Origin of the sequence: Pseudomonas taiwanensis DSM 21245 (assembly GCF_000425785.1) — a bacterium.
Lineage (GTDB): Bacteria > Pseudomonadota > Gammaproteobacteria > Pseudomonadales > Pseudomonadaceae > Aquipseudomonas > Aquipseudomonas taiwanensis.
In genome coordinates, this window is sequence record NZ_AUEC01000034.1 from 11,838 (window position 1) to 29,555 (window position 17,718).

A 17,718-nucleotide genomic window follows, 5' to 3' on the forward strand; every position below is an offset into this window, starting at 1 on the left:
TCTTGGCAACGTCAGCCGAAGGTAAACCTCTGGTAAAGGGCCTTTGCTAAAACGAAGCCAGTGCTTATCGTTCAAACTTTCCAAGCCGTCCTTTTCTGAACAAGGTTCGTTCAATCCATGCAAGCTTCTGTCTCCCGTTCCCCCCGTCGCTGGCTCGTTGGCCTGCTGATCCTGCTGCTGGTGGCCCTGCTGGCCTGGTGGTTGTGGCCTGCAACGCCGGCACATAAAGAGGCCGGTGGTGGTCGCATGGGCATGGGAATGGGCAAGGGGCGCCCAGGCTTCGGTGCATCCACCGACCCGGTGCCGGTGCGGGTCGAACCGGTGCGGGTTGGCGACTTCCCGCTCTACTACAAAGCCCTCGGCACGGTAACGGCGACCAACACGGTCAATGTGCGTAGCCGGGTTGCAGGCGAACTGGTGAAGATCCACTTCAAGGAAGGCCAGCAGGTCAAGGCCGGTGACCTGCTCGCTGAAATCGACCCGCGCAGCTACCGCATCGCCTTGCAGCAGGCTGAAGGCACCCTGGCGCAAAACCAGGCGCAACTGAAGAACGCCCAGGTCGACCTGGCGCGTTACAAAGGTTTGTACGCCGAAGACAGCATCGCCAAGCAGACCCTGGATACCGCCGAAGCCAAGGTCGCGCAGTTCCAGGGCTTGGTCAAGACCAACCAGGCGCAGGTCAACGATGCCCGTTTGAACCTCGATTTCACCCAGATTCGTGCGCCGATCAGCGGCCGTGTAGGCCTGCGCCAGCTCGACCTGGGCAACCTGGTCGCCGCCAATGACACCACGGCCCTGGTGGTCATCACCCAGACCGAACCGATCAGTGTCACGTTCACCTTGCCGGAAACCGAACTGAGCAGGGTGCTCGAGCGCTACCGCAGTGGCGCCAGCCTGCCCGTCGAGGCCTGGGACCGCAGCGACAGCAAGCTGCAATCGACTGGCGTGCTGGGCAGCCTGGACAACCAGATTGATACCACCACTGGAACCCTCAAGTTCAAAGGCCGTTTCGAGAACAAGGACCAAGCCTTGTTTCCCAACCAGTTCGTCAACGTGCGCCTGCTGGCCGACACCCTCAAACAGGTGGTGCTTGCCCCTGCAGCGGCCATCCAGTTCGGAAACGATGGCACCTTCGCCTACGTCGTCAATGCCGATAACAAAGTCAACATCCGCAAGCTGAAGGTCGGCGCCAGCGACGGCGAGCACAGCGTGATCCTCGAAGGCCTGGCCGCAGGCGACCGACTGGTGCTCGAAGGTACCGACCGCCTGCGAGAAGGCACCCAGGTGGAGGTGGTGGAAGACAGCTCGCAGGTCCCCACCACGCCCGGTCAGCACCTGCAGGGCCAGGATGCCAAAGGTTCGGCCCAGGCGGGTGAAGCAGGCAAGGCGGGCGCATGAACCTCTCGCGCCTGTTCATCCTGCGCCCGGTCGCAACCACGCTGAGCATGCTGGCCATCGTCCTGGCCGGCCTGATTGCCTACAAACTGCTGCCGGTCTCGGCCTTGCCCCAGGTCGATTACCCGACCATCCGGGTCATGACCCTGTATCCCGGTGCCAGCCCTCAGGTCATGACCAGCGCGGTCACCGCACCGCTGGAGCGCCAGTTCGGCCAGATGCCAGGCCTTACCCAGATGGCCTCGACCAGCTCGGGTGGGGCTTCGGTGCTGACCCTGCGCTTCAGCCTGGACATGAACATGGACGTTGCCGAGCAACAGGTGCAGGCCGCGATCAACGCCGCCAACAACCTGCTGCCCAGCGACCTGCCTGCACCGCCGGTGTACAACAAGGTCAACCCCGCGGACACCCCGGTGCTGACCCTGGCCATTGCCTCCAAGACCATGCCGTTGCCCAAGCTCAACGACCTGGTGGATACCCGCGTGGCGCAGAAAATCGCCCAGATTAGCGGCGTGGGCATGGTCAGCATCGCCGGCGGCCAGCGCCAGGCGGTACGTATCAAGGTCAACGTCGACGCCCTGGCTGCCAACGGCCTTAATCTCGAAGACGTGCGCACCTTGATCGGCGCGTCCAACGTCAACCAACCCAAGGGCAACTTCGATGGCCCGACCCGGGTGTCGATGCTCGATGCCAACGACCAACTGCGCTCGCCCGAGGAGTACGCCAACCTGATCCTGGCGTACAACAACGGTGCGCCACTGCGCCTCAAGGATGTCGCCGAGATCGTCGACGGCGCCGAGAACGAGCGCCTGGCCGCCTGGGCCAACGAGAACCAGGCCGTGCTGCTGAACATCCAGCGCCAGCCGGGCGCCAACGTCATCGAAGTGGTCGACCGGATCAAGCAGATGCTGCCAACGATCACCGACAACCTGCCTGCCGGCCTGGACGTTTCAGTGCTGACCGACCGCACCCAGACCATCCGCGCAGCGGTCAAGGACGTGCAGCACGAGCTGCTTATCGCCATTGTCCTGGTGGTCATGGTCACGTTCGTGTTCCTGCGTCGCGTCAGTGCAACCCTCATTCCTTCGATCGCCGTGCCGCTGTCGCTGATCGGTACCTTCGGCGTGATGTACCTGGCCGGTTTTTCGATCAACAACCTGACACTGATGGCCCTGACCATCGCCACTGGCTTCGTGGTGGACGACGCCATCGTCATGCTGGAGAACATCTCCCGTCATATCGAGGAAGGCGAACCCCCCATGCAGGCGGCGCTCAAGGGCGCCCGGCAGATCGGCTTCACCCTGGTTTCCCTGACCTTCTCGCTGATCGCGGTGCTGATCCCGCTGTTGTTCATGGCCGATGTGGTCGGCCGGCTGTTCCGTGAATTCGCCATTACCCTCGCGGTGGCGATCCTGATTTCGCTGGTGGTGTCGCTGACCCTGACCCCAATGATGTGCGCGCGCTTGCTCAAGCGTGAGCCCAAGCCTGAAGCGCAGGGCCGCTTCTATCGCGCCAGCGGCGCCTGGATCGACTGGCTGATCGCGCACTATGGTCGTGGCCTGCAATGGGTGCTCCGGCACCAGCCGCTGACCCTGCTGGTGGCGGTGGCGAGCCTGGCACTGACGGTGGTGTTGTACCTGGCAGTGCCCAAGGGCTTCTTTCCGGCCCAGGACACCGGCGTGATCCAGGGTATTTCCGAAGCTCCGCAATCGACTTCGTTCGCCGCCATGAGCGAACGCCAGCAGGCCTTGAGCAAAGTGATCCTGCAAGACCCTGCGGTGCAAAGCCTGTCATCCTACATAGGCGTGGACGGCGACAATGCCACGCTCAATAGCGGCCGTCTGCTGATCAACCTCAAGCCCCACGGCGATCGCGATGTGACTGCTGCGCAAGTCATCGAGCGCCTGCAACCGCAGCTCGACAAACTGGTGGGCATTCGCCTGTTCATGCAGCCGGTGCAAGACCTGAGCATCGAAGACAGGGTCAGCCGCACCCAGTACCAGTTCAGCTTGTCGTCGCCCGACGCCGAGTTGCTGGCGCAATGGAGCGGCAAGCTGGTCCAGGCTCTGCAGCAGCGTCCCGAACTTCAGGACGTGGCCAGCGACCTGCAGGACAAAGGCCTGCAGGTGTACCTGGTGATCGACCGCGACATGGCCAGCCGCCTTGGCATCAACGTGTCGCAAATCACCAATGCCCTGTATGACGCCTTCGGTCAGCGGCAGATCTCGACCATCTATACTCAGGCCAGCCAGTACCGTGTGGTGCTGCAGTCCCAGACCGCGGCGAGCATTGGCCCACAGGCCCTGGAGTCGATCCACGTCAAGGCTTCAGACGGTGGCCAGGTGCGGCTGTCGGCACTGGCGCGCATCGAGCAGCGCCAGGCCCAGCTGGCCATTTCGCACATTGGCCAGTTCCCGGCGGTGATGATGTCGTTCAACCTGGCCCATGGCGCGTCCCTGGGCGAGGCAGTGAAGGTGATCGAGCAGGTGCAGCAGGAGATCGGCATGCCGATTGGCGTGCAGACCCGCTTCCAGGGCGCCGCCGAAGCTTTCCAGGCCTCGCTGTCGAGCACCTTGCTGCTGATCCTGGCCGCCGTGGTGACCATGTACATCGTGCTGGGCGTGCTCTACGAGAGTTACATCCACCCGATAACCATCCTCTCGACCCTGCCATCGGCAGCCGTCGGTGCCTTGCTGGCGCTGATCCTGAGCGGCAACGACCTGGGTATGATCGCCATCATCGGCATCATCTTGCTCATCGGCATCGTCAAGAAGAACGCGATCATGATGATCGACTTCGCCCTCGAAGCCGAGCGCAACCAGGGCATGGCACCGCGTGACGCGATCTACCAGGCTGCGCTGCTGCGCTTCCGGCCAATCCTGATGACCACCCTGGCGGCGCTGTTCGGCGCCGTGCCGTTGATGCTGGCGACCGGCTCCGGTGCCGAGCTGCGACAACCCCTGGGCCTGGTGATGGTCGGCGGGCTGCTGGTCAGCCAGGTGCTGACGCTGTTCACCACGCCGGTCATCTACCTGTACTTCGACCGCCTGGCGCGCCGCTGGCGTCCGGTCGCTGACGTGAAGCAGGCCGAGGCATGAACCTGTCCGGACCTTTCATCCGTCGCCCCGTGGCGACCATGCTGCTGAGCCTGGCGATCATGTTGCTCGGTGGCGTCAGTTTCGGCCTGTTGCCTGTGGCACCGTTGCCGCAGATCGACTTCCCGGTGATCGTGGTACAGGCCAACCTGGCCGGTGCCAGCCCCGAAGTCATGGCGGCCACGGTCGCCACGCCGCTGGAGCGCAAGCTGGGCACCATCGCCGGCGTCACCACCCTGACCAGTAGTTCGAACCAGGGCTCGACCCGGGTGATCATCGGCTTCGAACAGGGCCGTGACATCGATGGCGCGGCGCGCGAGGTGCAGGCGGCGATCAATGCCACTCGCAACCTGCTGCCCAGTGGCATGCGCAGCATGCCCACCTACAAGAAGATCAACCCGTCCCAGGCGCCGATCATGGTGCTGTCGTTGACGTCGGATGTGCTGCAGAAAGGCCAGCTGTACGATCTTGCAGACACCATCCTGTCCCAGAGCCTGGCCCAGGTGAGTGGGGTAGGCGAGGTGCAGATCGGCGGTAGCTCGTTGCCGGCAGTGCGTATCGCGGTGGAGCCGCAACTGCTCAACCAGTACAGCCTGTCGCTGGACGAAGTGCGCACAGCGGTGGCCAATGCCAACCAGCGGCGGCCCATGGGTTTTGTCGAGGATGCCGATCGCAACTGGCAGGTGCGTGCCAACGACCAGCTGGAAAAAGCCGAGGACTACGCGCCGATCGTGATCCGGCAGGAAAATGGCACGATCCTGCGCCTGTCCGACGTGGCTACCATCACCGACGGGGTGGAGAACCGCTACAACAGCGGTTTCTTCAACGACCAGAGCGCGGTGTTGCTGGTGGTCAATCGCCAGAGCGGTGCCAACATTATCGAAACCGTCGACCAGATCAAGGCACAGCTCCCGGCGTTGGAGTCGCTGTTGCCGGCCAGCGTCAAGCTGAACGTGGCCATGGACCGCTCGCCGGTGATCAAGGCCACCTTGAAGGAGGCCGAACATACCCTGCTGATCGCCGTGGTGCTGGTGATCCTGGTGGTCTACCTGTTCCTCGGCAACCTGCGTGCTTCGCTGATTCCTAGCCTGGCGGTGCCGGTGTCGCTGGTGGGCACCTTCGCGGTCATGTACCTCTGCGGCTTCTCGCTCAACAACCTGTCGCTGATGGCGCTGATCCTGGCCACCGGTCTGGTGGTGGATGACGCGATCGTGGTGCTGGAGAACATCTCCCGGCATATCGAGGGCGGCGAACCTCCGATGCGCGCTGCGTTCCTCGGCGCCAAGGAGGTGGGGTTCACCTTGCTGTCGATGAACGTCTCGCTGGTGGCGGTGTTCGTCTCGATCCTGTTCATGGGCGGTATCGTGCGCAGCCTGTTCCTGGAGTTCTCGGTCACGCTCGCGGCGGCAATCATCGTCTCGCTGGTGGTTTCCCTGACCCTGACGCCGATGCTCTGCGCCCGCTGGCTCAAGGCGCAGCACCGCGAGCAGACTCGCCTGCAACGCTGGAGCGACCAGCTCCACCAGGGTATGGTCGATGCCTACGATCGTAGCCTGGGCTGGGCCCTGCGCCACAAGCGACTGACCCTGATCAGCCTGTTGCTGACCATCGGGGTCAACATCGCCTTGTACGTGGTGGTGCCCAAGACCCTGATGCCGCAGCAGGATACCGGCCAGCTGATCGGCTTCATTCGCGGTGACGACGGCCTGTCGTTCAGCGTGATGCAGCCGAAGATGGAAATCTACCGACGCGCCTTGCTGGCCGATCCGGCGGTACAGAGTGTCGCCGGCTTCATCGGCGGCAACAGCGGTACCAACAATGCCATGGTGCTGGTGCGTCTGAAACCGATCGGCGAACGAAAGATCAACGCTCAGCGTGTCATCGAACGCTTGCGCAAGGAAATGCCCAAGGTGCCGGGTGGGCGACTGTTCCTGATGGCCGACCAGGACCTGCAGTTGGGCGGCGGTGGTCGCGACCAGACTTCGTCGCAGTACCTCTACACCTTGCAGAGCGGCGACCTGGCGGCGCTGCGCGAATGGTTCCCGAAAGTGGTCGCCGCCTTGCGTGCGCTGCCGGAGCTGACCGCCATCGACGCCCGTGACGGCTCGGGTACCCAGCAAGTGACCCTGGTGGTCGATCGTGACCAGGCCAAGCGCCTGGGCATCGACATGGACATGGTTACCACCGTGCTCAACAACGCCTACAGCCAGCGGCAGATCTCCACCATCTACGACAGCCTCAACCAGTACCAGGTGGTGTTGGAGATCAACCCGAAATACGCCTGGGACCCGACCACGCTCGAGCAGGTCCAGGTCATCACCGCCGACGGTGCCCGGGTACCACTGTCAACCATCGCCCGTTACGAGAACAGCCTGGCCAACGACCGGGTCAGCCACGAGGGGCAGTTCGCCTCCGAAGACATCGCGTTCGACGTCGCCGAAGGCTACAGCCCCGACCAGGCCATGAGCGCGGTGGAGCGGGCGGTGGCCAAGGTTGGCCTGCCTGAAGAGGTGATCGCCAAGCTCGGCGGTACTGCCGATGCTTTTGCCAAAACTCAGGAAGGCCAGCCACTGATGATCCTCGGCGCCCTGGTGCTGGTGTACCTGGTGCTGGGCATTCTGTATGAAAGCTACATTCACCCGTTGACCATCCTTTCGACCCTGCCTTCGGCTGGGGTTGGAGCCTTGCTCGCGCTTTACGCCACCGGTGGCGAGTTCAGTCTGATTTCGCTGCTGGGGCTGTTCCTGCTGATTGGGGTGGTAAAGAAGAACGCCATCCTCATGATCGACCTGGCCTTGCAGCTTGAGCGTCACCAGGGCTTCACGCCGGAGGAGTCGATTCGACAGGCCTGCCTGTTGCGCTTGCGACCGATTCTGATGACCACTCTGGCGGCTATTCTGGGGGCCTTGCCATTGCTGCTCAGCCGCGCCGAAGGCGCTGAAATGCGCCAGCCCCTGGGCCTGACCATCATTGGCGGCCTGGTGGTCAGCCAGGTCCTGACCCTCTACACGACGCCGGTGGTATACCTGTACCTCGACCGTTTGCGTCACCGATTCAACCGTTGGCGTGGCGTGCGCACCGACGCCGCCCTGGAAACCCCGCTATGAACTTTGCCCAGACACCTCTTCACCGTGCCCTGCAGTTACTGACACGTGGGCGTGGCTCGCGCCTGGTCGGCGCGGGGCTGTGCGTGGCGCTGCTGAGTGCCTGTACCCTGAGCCCCGACTACCATCGTCCGCAGATGAGCACCCCGGTCCAGTTCAAGCAGGCCGAAGGTTGGACCCAGGCCAAGCCGTCCGATGCCATTGACCGTGGGGCGTGGTGGGAGATCTACGGCGATGCCGGGCTCAACGCGCTGGTCGAGGAGCTCAATCGCAGCAATCAGACCGTCGCCCAGTCCGAAGCCCAGTATCGTCAGGCCCAGGCGCTGGTGCGCAGCAGCCGTGCCTCGCTGTTCCCCAGCCTGGACCTGACCACCAGCAAGAACCGCTCGGCCCAGGGCACCGGTAGCAGCAGTTCGAGCTTGTCCAACAACAGCAGCGGCATCCGCAACACCTACAACGCGCAGCTGGGGGTGAGCTGGGAGATCGACCTGTGGGGCAAGTTGCGTGAAACGCTCAATGCCAATGAGGCGAGCGCTGAAGCCAGTCTTGCCGATCTGGCGGCCATTCGCCTGAGCCAGCAGTCGGAGCTGGTGCAGAACTACCTGCAACTGCGGGTCATCGACGAGCAGAAGCGCTTGCTGGAGGCCACGGTGGCCGCCTACCAGCGGTCGCTGCGGATGACCGAAAACCAGTACCGAGCGGGCGTCGCCGGGCCCGATGCGGTGGCCCAGGCCCGGACCCAGCTCAAGAGCACCCAGGCCGACCTGATCGACCTGGTGTGGCAGCGCGCCCAGTTCGAGAACGCCATTGCGGTGCTGATGGGCAAGGCCCCGGCCGAATTCAGCCTGGCTGATAACCAGTCGATACCGGCGTTGCCGGACATTCCGGTAACATTGCCGTCGCAATTGCTCGAACGTCGCCCCGACATCGCGTCAGCCGAGCGCAATGTAATGGCTGCCAACGCCAACATCGGCGTGTCTCGCGCGGCATACTTCCCCGACTTGTCCCTGAGCATGAGCGGCGGTTATTCCAGCAGCAGTTTCAGCAACTGGATCGAGCTGCCCAACCGTTACTGGTCGGTGGGGCCATCGCTGGCCATGACCCTGTTCGATGCTGGCAAACGTAGCGCCGAGGTGGATCGCACCGTGGCGGTGTATGACCAGACGGTGGCGCAGTATCGGCAGACGGTGCTCGACAGCTTCAAGGAAGTCGAGAACTACCTGGTGCAGCTCAAGGTCTACGCCGACGAAGCGGTGGTGCGTCAAGAGGCGCTGGATGCCGCGCGTGAGTCGTTGCGACTGACCGAGAACCAGTATCGTGCAGGCTTGATTGGCTATTTGGATGTGGTGAACGTGCAGACCACGGCATTGAGCAACGAGCGCAGCGTGCTCAACGTGCTGCAGGGGCGGTTGGTCGCGAGCGTCCAGCTGATTGCCGCGCTTGGCGGTGGCTGGCAGTCCGACGAGGCGTTCGCCCGGCAGGAGTGACAGGTACCGTCGCCAGCCAGCTTCTCTCTCCCGGAGCGGGCTGGCTGGCGGTCGACCTTGACAGCAGCCTGGATCCGTTCCCATTCGCAAAAACCCCGTGCGTTTCGCTAACGCTTGAGTACAATCGTCAGCTTTTTCCGGGCCCTTCGTCCCGACGCTGGAACTCCTGATGCTGACCGGTAGCTACTCTTCCTCGCTGGTGCTGATTTCGCTGTGCGTGGCGATTCTAGCGTCCTACACCGCCCTCGACCTGACGGGGCGCATCGCCACGGCCAAAGGCCGGGCTGTTCATCTGTGGATGGTGGGCGGAGCGCTGGCCATGGGTATTGGCATCTGGTCGATGCACTTCATTGGCATGCTTGCCTTCAGCCTACCTATCCAGCTGGGCTACGACTTCGGCCTCACCGCGTTCTCGCTGTTGATCGCCGTGTTGTCCTCGGCTTTCGCTTTGTGGCTGGTCAGCCAGCCGAGCCTGCCCTGGACGCAGTTGGGGTTCGGTGCACTGATCATGGGAGCCGGCATCAGCTTCATGCACTACACCGGCATGGCCGCGTTGCGCATGCTGCCAGGGATCGACTACGACCCGGTATTGTTCAGCGCATCCCTGGCCATTGCCGCGAGTGCCTCGGCGGCAGCCTTGTGGATCGCTTTCCGGCTACGCCAGCATACGCCTTATGTCCGGCATGTTCGCGGCCTGGCGGCGATCATCATGGGCTTCGCCATCGTCGGCATGCACTTCACCGGCATGGCCGCGGCGAATTTTCCCGAAGGCAGTTACTGCGGTGCGTTGGCAGAGGGGCTCAAGGGTGACGGGCTGGTCTACCTGGTGCTGATCACCACGCTGGCGGTGCTGTCGGTAGCGTTGCTCACCTCGGTGCTCGACGCCCGTCTGGAAGCGCGCACGGCCGAGCTTGCCCGCTCGCTGACACGGGCCAACCAGGAGCTGATCCAACTGGCCCTGCACGATACCCTGACCGGCTTGCCCAACCGTACACTACTGGCCGACCGCATCGAGCAAGCCATCCGCAAGGTGGCGGAGCAGGGCGGTTGTTTTGCGCTGATGTTCATCGATCTGGACGGCTTCAAGCCGGTAAATGACGCCTTTGGTCATCATGTGGGCGATCAGCTGCTCAAGGAGGTGGCGGCGCGCCTGCGAGGCCATCTGCACAGCCAGGACACCCTGGCACGGATTGGCGGCGATGAATTCGTGCTGTTGGTGGAGCTTCAGGAACCGGACGATGCCATGGGCGTGGCGGTCAAGCAGGTCAACCTGGTATCGCGTCCCTTCCGCGTTGCCGAACATGACCTGCAATTGTCGGCAAGCCTGGGCATCGTGCTTTATCCCGGCAATGGCCAGGACCAGCACGAACTGCTGCGTAATGCCGACGCCGCGATGTATCACGCCAAGAGCGCCGGCAAGAATGGCTACAGCTTCTTCGACGTGTCGATGAACAGCAATGCCCGTCAGCAGCTGCAACTGCTCCAGGACCTGCGCGTGGCCCTTGAGCTGGGCCAGTTCCGTCTGCATTACCAGCCCAAGTTCGATGCCCAGGCCTGCCGCCCCATCGGTGCCGAGGCCCTGTTGCGCTGGGAGCACCCCCAGCACGGGCTGCTGTTGCCAGACCGCTTCATTGGCCTGGCGGAGAAGACCGGTCTGATCATTCCCATCGGCGAATGGGTGATGCAGGAAGCCTGCCGACAGATGCGCGCCTGGATGGAGCAGGGGCACGAGGACTGGCGCATTGCGGTCAACCTCTCGGCGATTCAATTCTGCCATGCCGGGCTGGTCGACAGCGTTGCCCGAGCGTTGCGCGCAAACAACCTGCCGGCCAACCGGCTGACCCTGGAAATCACCGAAACCACAGCGATGCACGATGCCGATGCCAGCCTCACGGTACTGCAGCGCCTGGCCGACATGGGGGTCGACCTGTCCATCGACGATTTCGGTACTGGCTATTCCAGCCTGATGTACCTCAAGCGCCTACCAGCCAACGAGCTGAAGATCGACCGAGGTTTTGTGCGCGACCTGGAGCAAGACAGCGACGATGCGGCCATCGTTTCGGCGATTGTCGCATTGGGTCAGGCGTTGGGCCTGCGGATCGTCGCCGAGGGAGTGGAAACCGACCGCCAGCAGGCTTTTCTGACCCGTCTGGGGTGCGATTCGTTACAGGGTTATCTGCTCGGGCAGCCGGTGCCGGCCGAGCAGTTCATGGACAAGCTGCAGGCGTTGCGTCAGGCGAGCGACGCAGTGGCTTAACCTGCGTCGCGCAGTGCCATGGCAGGCACGAACGCCTCCATCTCGGCCTCGACGGCTTCGATGATCCGTTCCACGTCGGAGGCCGCCATGATGGCTGCGCAGGGGATACCGGCAATGGCGAGCAGGGTTTGCCCCGTGGCGCGGTCGAACAGGCGGGCGACCATGCTGCGCGGTGCATCCATGCTGGCCTCGAAGCCCAGCGGATGGAAATGCCAACGCATCACCTGGCAGGCGTTGGGGAACGTCATTTTGTTCAAGCCAGCCTCCTTGTCCAGTCCTGGACGCCTCGTTTGGATGGCCGCATGCGCGGTTGCCGGGAACTTAACCATAGCACTTGGATCGCCATTGTCCCGCGCCGCTCAAGACAATTGCATGAAGGCTTGAAGGCGGTCACAGATCCGTCATGCCTACCATTGGGCTATTAACGTCCAGGCAAACGTTTTCCTTCGCGGCCTGCCGCTAGCTGAGCCGTGGCCTCTGCTATGTTTAACCCCAGTTGGCGCACAGCGTTTTCGGACGAGCGGTGCGGGCTGGGCAGACAGGGAGACAGTCATGCGCTATTCCACGCTCACGCAATGCATCGCCGGGGACGCCAGCTCTGCCTGGGACATCCATTATCAGGCTCAGGCCCTGCGACGCGAAGGGCGAGAGATCTTCCTGCTGTCGGTGGGCGACCCCGATTTCGACACGCCCAGACCCATCGTCGAGGCGGCGGTCAGCAGCCTGCGCCGCGGCGATACCCATTACAGCGATGTGCGCGGCAGCCTGGCCTTGCGTCAGGCCATTGCCCGGCGTAGCGGCCCGCAAGTCACGGCGGACCAAGTGGTGGTGCTGGCGGGCGCGCAGTGTGCCTTGTACGCCGTCGCCCAATGCCTGTTCGAGGCGGGAGACGAGGTGATCGTCGCCGAACCCATGTACGTTACCTACCCTGCGGTACTCGCCGCCTGTGGGGCGCTACCGGTCGTGGTGTCGGTCAGCCCCGAGCAGGGGTTCCGGCTCGATCCGCTGGCCGTGGCCCGGGCCGTCACCCCCCGTACCCGGGGCTTGTGGCTCAATACCCCGCACAATCCCACCGGCGTCGCCATCCCAGCCCAGGACATGGCGCAACTCGCGCAGCTATGCCGCGAGCACGACCTGTGGCTAGTGTGCGACCAGGTCTACAGCGGGTTGTTGTTCGAGGGCGAGGTGATCGACCCGACCAGCCTGCCGGGCATGGCCGAGCGCTGCGTGATCATCGACAGCCTGTCCAAGTCCCATGCCATGAGCGGCTGGCGAATCGGTTGGGTGGTCGGACCGCTCCCGCTCGCCGCGCACTTGGCCAACCTGGCCATGGCCATGCTGTTCGGCTTGCCGGAGTTTGTGATGCAGGCAGCCTGTGTTGCGTTGGAAGGAGACCTGCCGGCGGTGCGGGAGATGCGCGAAGCGTATCGACAGCGTCGTGACCGGGTGTGCTCGGTCCTGGCCGATTGCCCGGGGGTCAGGGCTCACAAGCCCGCAGGCGGCATGTTCGTCATGCTCGACATCAGCGCGACCGGGCTTAGTGCCCAGGCGTTCGCCCAGCGTCTGCTAATGGAGGAGGGCGTAGCGCTGCTACCGGGCGATGCCTTTGGCCCCAGCGCGGCAGGGCATGTACGCATGGGGCTGGTGCTGGAGACTGGTCAGTTGGAGGACGTTTGTCGCCGTGTCGCTGCTTGTGCCTGGCGTGCGCTAGCCCAGCAACCCGGCGGCGATGTTGATCGTGAACCCCAGGATGGCCGTATTGAACACGAAACCTACCAATGAGTGCGCCAGCACTACCCGTCGCAAAGCCCGCCCTGCGACGCCGACATCCGACGTTTGCACCGCCACGTTGAGGGTGAACGAGAAATAGTGGAAGTCCCAGTAATCCGGGTTGCATTCATTGTCCGCGAAGCGCAGGGGCGGTGCCTTGCCATCGTCGGTGTAGAACAGGCGGGCGTAGTGCAGGCTGAAGATGCAGCCAATCATCAACCAGGAGCCAGCAACGGTCAGCCCAGTATAGAGGTAGTGCAGGACAAGGTCGCTGCCGTGCAGCCCGCGGCTGGATACCAACTGCAGGGTGACCGCCGCCAGGCTGGCGATGGCTGCGATGCAGACGGTGAACAGCACCAGGCCTGCGTTCTCGTCTTCGATGCGGGCGACCCGGCGCACGGTATCGGGACTGGCCCGCCAGGTCAGCCACAATACCAGCAACAGGTAAAGCCAGACGCCGATGTTCCAGCCGATCAGCACCTGCTGGACGGTATCGTCGGCGGGAACCAGCCAGGCGCCGACAACGCCTGCCAGGGTGGCGATGCTCAGGCGGGGATGGGTGCGGGTCAGTCGATGGAACGCCATGCGGCCTCGGCGATGGGGAGTCATGGCTACCACGATAGCCTATGGGGTACCATCATGGGCCGTGCCACCGTCAAACCCCTTGAATATCAAGGTGATGGCATTGATTCGCTTCACGCCTGGCGTGGCGTCACGCCGCCCTGGGCTTCGCTACAGGATCACGTTTTGTCCGACCTCACGCAAAACCCGCTGCTGCAGTACCTGGCCCGGCTGGCGCCCTCCAGCCAACAGACGATGCGCTACATTCTCCAGGATGCCGCCGACCGGCTTGGTTTCGTCGATTACGATATCGTCGATGTACCCTGGCACCAGCTCGAGCCTGGGCATGTCATCGGTCTGGTGGCCGCGTTGCGGTCGGACGGTTACGCGCCGAACAGTTCGTCGTTGTACGTCAATGCGGTGCGCGGGGTGATGAACGAAGCCTGGCGCCAGGGGCTGATCGAGCATGAGCGGCTGCTTCGAATCCGCGAAGTCAAGCCAGACACCGGCAGCCGTCTGCCACCGGGGCGCAACCTGCGACGCAGTCTGATTCGCGAACTGATGGACGTCTGTGCAGCCGACCCACGCCCACAAGGCGTGCGTGACGCGGCGATCATTGCGCTGTTGTATGGCACCGGCATGCGCAAGTCCGAGTCGGTGGACATCGACCTGACACAGGTCGATTTCATCGAACGCAGCTTGCAGGTGGTGGGCAAGGGTAATCGGCAGTTGGTCAAGTACGCGCCAGCCTGGGCCTTCGAAAAGCTTCAGGCCTGGCTCGACCTTCGTCGCCAGGCGTTGCCCGAGGGGGCTGCGGACGACCCGTTCCTGTTCAACCGTATCCGCCGTGGCAACCACATCACCCGCGCGCGCATCACCAAGCATGCGATCTACTACATCGCTCGCCAACGCGGTGCCCAGGTGGGGGTCAAGATCATGCCCCATGATTTTCGCCGTGCGTTCATCACCCGGGTGATCGAAGAGCACGACCTGTCGATTGCCCAGAAGCTTGCGCACCATGCCAACATCCAGACCACTGCCAGCTATGATCGGCGGGATGACAACGAACGGCGGCGTGCGGTCGATCGCTTCGATTACTGAAAAAGCGCCGGTGCCCAAGGCATTCCCATGCGCAGGCTTTTCCCCTATTGTCGGTGACTCCCAACCAAGCGATTGGCAGTGACATGGACAACGTTATCGTCATCACCGGTGCCAGCCGTGGCATCGGCGCCGCAACGGCATTGTTGGCGGCAAAGCAGGGTTACCGTATCTGTATCAATTACCACGCCGATGATCAGGCCGCCGAGAGCGTTCTGGCCCAGGTCCGGGCGTTGGGCGCCGACGCCATTGCCGTGCGTGCCGATGCCAGCGTCGAGGATGAGGTGATCCAGTTGTTCCAGCGGGTCGACCACGATCTCGGTCCGGTCACCGCGCTGGTCAACAATGCCGGCACCATCGCCCAGCAAAGCCGGGTCGAGGACATGTCGGAGTTTCGCCTGCTCAAGGTGATGAAAACCAATGTGGTCGGGCCGATGCTATGCGCCAAGCACGCGCTGCGGCGTATGTCCCGACGCCACGGCGGTCAGGGCGGCGCCATCGTCAATGTCTCATCGGTGGCGGCGCGCCTGGGTTCTCCTAACGAATACGTCGACTATGCCGCATCCAAAGGGGCGCTCGATACCTTCACCCTCGGCCTGGCCAAAGAGGTGGCGGGCGAGGGCGTGCGCGTCAACGGTGTGCGGCCCGGCTACATCCACACCGGTTTCCATGCCCTGTCCGGCGACCCGGGGCGGGTGAGCAAGCTCGAACCGGGCCTGCCCATGGGGCGCGGGGGGTACCCCGAGGAAGTCGCCGAGGCGATTCTCTGGCTGCTATCGGACAGGGCGTCCTATTCCACCGGCAGTTTCATCGACCTCGGCGGTGGGCGCTAAGCCCGCCGTCACTTCTGCCCATTGTCGAGCAACTGGCGCACCTGGTCAGCCAGTGCTCCGAGTTCGAAGGGCTTGGTCAGAACGCGCGTGCCCTGGAGCAGTTGCCCCTCGCTAAGCGCCGCACTCTCGTCGTAACCGGTGATGAACAGCACGCTCAGGTCCGGGTAGCGGGCCCGGCAGCGCTCGGCCAATTGGCGACCATTGATCCCGCCGGGCAGGCCAATGTCGCTGAGCAGCAGGTCGGGCCGTTCGCCATTTTGTAGATGATCCAGTGCCGCCAGGCCGTTTTCGAATGCCTCGACCTGGTACCCCAGCTCTTCCAGCACCTCGCTGACCACCATGCGCAGCGCCACTTGGTCCTCTACCAGGAGGATTCGCTGGCCGCTCGGGTGTGTGGACGCTGTCGGATTGCTTGCCGATTCGACACTGCAAGCAACCGGCTGCTCGTAATGGCGAGGCAAGTAGAGTGCTACCTCGGTGCCCTCGCCGAGGGTCGAGCGCAGGCGCATTTGCCCGCCGGACTGGCGCACGAAACCGTAGGTCATCGACAACCCCAGCCCCGTCCCTTGGCCCATCGGCTTGGTGGTGAAGAACGGATCCACCGCCCTTGCCATCACCTCCGGCGTCATCCCACGGCCGTTGTCCGAGATGGTCAGGCACACATATTCACCGGAAGGCAGCTCCACTGCACGTGCCTGGTCGGCATCCAGCACCCGATTCTCGCCCTCGATGACGATGGTGCCACCAGCAGGCAGCGCATCGCGAGCGTTGATGCACAGGTTCAGCAGAGCACTTTCCAGCTGAGGTGGATCGATGAACACCGGCCACAGGGGCGAATGGAACCGACTGCTCAACTCAATCGATGGCCCGATGGAGCGGCGCACCAATTCCTCCATGTCATGCACGAGCGCGGTGATGTGGGTGGAACGTGGTTGCAGGGTTTGCTGGCGGGAGAAGGCCAGCAGGCGGTGCACCAGCGATGAGGCGCGCTTGGCCGAGCTGTTGGAAAGGTCGAGCAAGCGGTGCAGGTCGTCGTACTGCTCCCGGGCCAGGCGCTGGCGCATCAGGTCCTGGGCGCCAAGTATGCCGCCGAGCAGGTTGTTGAAATCATGGGCGATACCGCCGCTGAGCTGTCCCACGGCCTCCATTTTCTGTGCCTGGCGCAAGGCTTCTTCGGCCTTTAGCCGCCGTTGCTGCTCCTGGAAACGCTCGGTGACGTCGTAGGCGAACAGGTAAGCGCCCTGGATCGTGCCGTCATGGTCGCGCAAGGCGTTGAAGTGCAGCTCGAAGTGGCGCACGTAGTGCTCGCTGCCGAAGACGCTCATTTCGAGGAAGCGCTCGCCTGCCAGGGCCCGACGCCACATTGGCAGGAACCGCGCGCGGTCGTCATCGGCATCGCCCATCAGGGCCGGCATGGACGCACCGACTTGCGGCGTGTGCCCATACAGTTTGTGGAAGTCTTCCTTGGCCTGCCGGTTGACGGCCAACCAGCGCATGTCGGTGTCGACCACATGCACATTGACCACGCTGTGCTCGATCAACTCGGCAAATAGCCGGCGTTCGGCCAGTGCTTCGCTAACCCGTTGCTCGAGTTCCTCGTTTAGCCGCTGCAGGGCAAGCTCGGCCTTGCGGCGTTCGGTGACATCCTTGAACAGCACCGCGACCTGACGTTTCTCGGGGGGCTCGACACGAAAGGTGGTGACCGAAAGTACACGGCCGGTGGCGACCAGTTCCTGCTCGAAGTGCAGCGGTTCGCCGGTGCGCAGCACCGCGCCGTAGCGCTCCACCCAGTCATCGGCCTCGTCGGGGACCATCTGGCGAAGCTTTTGCCCCACAACGTTGGGGATGCCGGCGTGCTTGGTGTAGGCGGCATTGGCCAGCACATGCACATAGTCGCTCAGTGGGCCATGGGGGCCATCGAAGAACTCGATGATGCAGAAGCCTTCGTCCATGGTGTCGAACAGGAAGCGATAGAGACCATCACCGAGCGTCTGTTGCTGCGCCAGCGTGGCTTCGAGTTGGCTGGTGCGCTGTTGCAGTGCGTCGAGTTGCTGGCGCAAATGGAGCAATTCGCGAGAGGGCATGCGGTCGTCCGACAGTGGGGCATGGCCCCACTGT

11 protein-coding genes are annotated in these 17,718 nt (G+C 63.5%); 8 read left to right on the plus strand and 3 right to left on the minus strand.

The features are described from left to right. The first annotated feature begins 117 nt into the window (after positions 1–117). From H620_RS0115595 to H620_RS0115615, 5 genes are all read left to right on the plus strand, one after another. Positions 118–1,398, plus strand: coding sequence for an MdtA/MuxA family multidrug efflux RND transporter periplasmic adaptor subunit (locus tag H620_RS0115595; RefSeq protein ID WP_027907605.1), 1,281 nt, complete (start codon positions 118–120; stop codon positions 1,396–1,398). Beyond that, positions 1,395–4,493, plus strand: coding sequence for an MdtB/MuxB family multidrug efflux RND transporter permease subunit (locus H620_RS0115600; protein WP_027907606.1), 3,099 nt, complete (start codon positions 1,395–1,397; stop codon positions 4,491–4,493). The genes H620_RS0115595 and H620_RS0115600 overlap by 4 nt, the downstream gene beginning before the upstream one ends. Then, positions 4,490–7,597 (plus strand): efflux RND transporter permease subunit, encoded by a 3,108-nt coding sequence (locus H620_RS0115605; RefSeq protein ID WP_027907607.1) that lies wholly within the window; start codon positions 4,490–4,492, stop codon positions 7,595–7,597. The genes H620_RS0115600 and H620_RS0115605 overlap by 4 nt, the downstream gene beginning before the upstream one ends. Then, positions 7,594–9,081 (plus strand): efflux transporter outer membrane subunit, encoded by a 1,488-nt coding sequence (locus tag H620_RS0115610; RefSeq protein ID WP_023380350.1) that lies wholly within the window; start codon positions 7,594–7,596, stop codon positions 9,079–9,081. The genes H620_RS0115605 and H620_RS0115610 overlap by 4 nt, the downstream gene beginning before the upstream one ends. A 169-nt stretch (positions 9,082–9,250) precedes the next feature. Then, a complete protein-coding gene (locus H620_RS0115615) occupies positions 9,251–11,338 on the plus strand; it encodes a putative bifunctional diguanylate cyclase/phosphodiesterase (RefSeq protein WP_023380351.1) in 2,088 nt (695 codons plus the stop codon). On the opposite strand, the gene H620_RS0115620 is transcribed toward H620_RS0115615, so the two are convergent. Then, on the minus strand, positions 11,335–11,595 hold the full coding sequence (locus H620_RS0115620; protein ID WP_027907608.1) for a DUF1652 domain-containing protein: 261 nt from the start codon (positions 11,593–11,595) through the stop codon (positions 11,335–11,337). The two genes, H620_RS0115615 and H620_RS0115620, sit on opposite strands and share 4 nt — an antisense overlap. Positions 11,596–11,890: 295 nt before the next feature. Here H620_RS0115620 and H620_RS0115625 point away from each other — a divergent pair, with 295 nt between their 5' ends. Beyond that, positions 11,891–13,120: a pyridoxal phosphate-dependent aminotransferase gene (locus H620_RS0115625; RefSeq protein WP_023380353.1), complete on the plus strand. Its 1,230-nt coding sequence runs from the start codon at positions 11,891–11,893 to the stop codon at positions 13,118–13,120. On the opposite strand, the gene H620_RS0115630 is transcribed toward H620_RS0115625, so the two are convergent. Next, complete coding sequence (locus tag H620_RS0115630) at positions 13,046–13,693, minus strand: DUF1345 domain-containing protein (protein WP_023380354.1); 648 nt, start codon at positions 13,691–13,693, stop codon at positions 13,046–13,048. The two genes, H620_RS0115625 and H620_RS0115630, sit on opposite strands and share 75 nt — an antisense overlap. Before the next feature lie 162 nt (positions 13,694–13,855). Between H620_RS0115630 and H620_RS0115635 the strand changes: the two genes are divergently transcribed. Further along, complete coding sequence (locus H620_RS0115635) at positions 13,856–14,770, plus strand: site-specific integrase (RefSeq protein ID WP_023380355.1); 915 nt, start codon at positions 13,856–13,858, stop codon at positions 14,768–14,770. Between the two features lie 83 nt (positions 14,771–14,853). Continuing rightward, the gene (locus tag H620_RS0115640; protein WP_023380356.1) at positions 14,854–15,600 is read left to right on the plus strand and encodes an SDR family oxidoreductase; all 747 of its coding nucleotides are present in this window, start codon (positions 14,854–14,856) and stop codon (positions 15,598–15,600) included. An 8-nt stretch (positions 15,601–15,608) separates the two neighbouring features. Here the strand turns inward: H620_RS0115640 and H620_RS0115645 are convergent, their stop codons facing one another. Beyond that, positions 15,609–17,684: a hybrid sensor histidine kinase/response regulator gene (locus H620_RS0115645; RefSeq protein ID WP_023380357.1), complete on the minus strand. Its 2,076-nt coding sequence runs from the start codon at positions 17,682–17,684 to the stop codon at positions 15,609–15,611. Positions 17,685–17,718 lie beyond the last annotated feature (34 nt).

What these genes read in the sequence shown, in the direction of transcription:
- H620_RS0115595 (WP_027907605.1), top strand. Translation starts at nt 118, where the DNA reads ATGCAAGCTTCTGTCTCCCGTTCCCCCCGTCGCTGGCTCGTTGGCCTG.
- H620_RS0115600 (WP_027907606.1), top strand. Translation starts at nt 1,395, where the DNA reads ATGAACCTCTCGCGCCTGTTCATCCTGCGCCCGGTCGCAACCACGCTG.
- H620_RS0115605 (WP_027907607.1), top strand. Translation starts at nt 4,490, where the DNA reads ATGAACCTGTCCGGACCTTTCATCCGTCGCCCCGTGGCGACCATGCTG.
- H620_RS0115610 (WP_023380350.1), top strand. Translation starts at nt 7,594, where the DNA reads ATGAACTTTGCCCAGACACCTCTTCACCGTGCCCTGCAGTTACTGACA.
- H620_RS0115615 (WP_023380351.1), top strand. Translation starts at nt 9,251, where the DNA reads ATGCTGACCGGTAGCTACTCTTCCTCGCTGGTGCTGATTTCGCTGTGC.
- H620_RS0115625 (WP_023380353.1), top strand. Translation starts at nt 11,891, where the DNA reads ATGCGCTATTCCACGCTCACGCAATGCATCGCCGGGGACGCCAGCTCT.
- H620_RS0115630 (WP_023380354.1), bottom strand. Translation starts at nt 13,693, where the DNA reads ATGGCGTTCCATCGACTGACCCGCACCCATCCCCGCCTGAGCATCGCC.
- H620_RS0115640 (WP_023380356.1), top strand. Translation starts at nt 14,854, where the DNA reads ATGGACAACGTTATCGTCATCACCGGTGCCAGCCGTGGCATCGGCGCC.
- H620_RS0115645 (WP_023380357.1), bottom strand. Translation starts at nt 17,684, where the DNA reads ATGCCCTCTCGCGAATTGCTCCATTTGCGCCAGCAACTCGACGCACTG.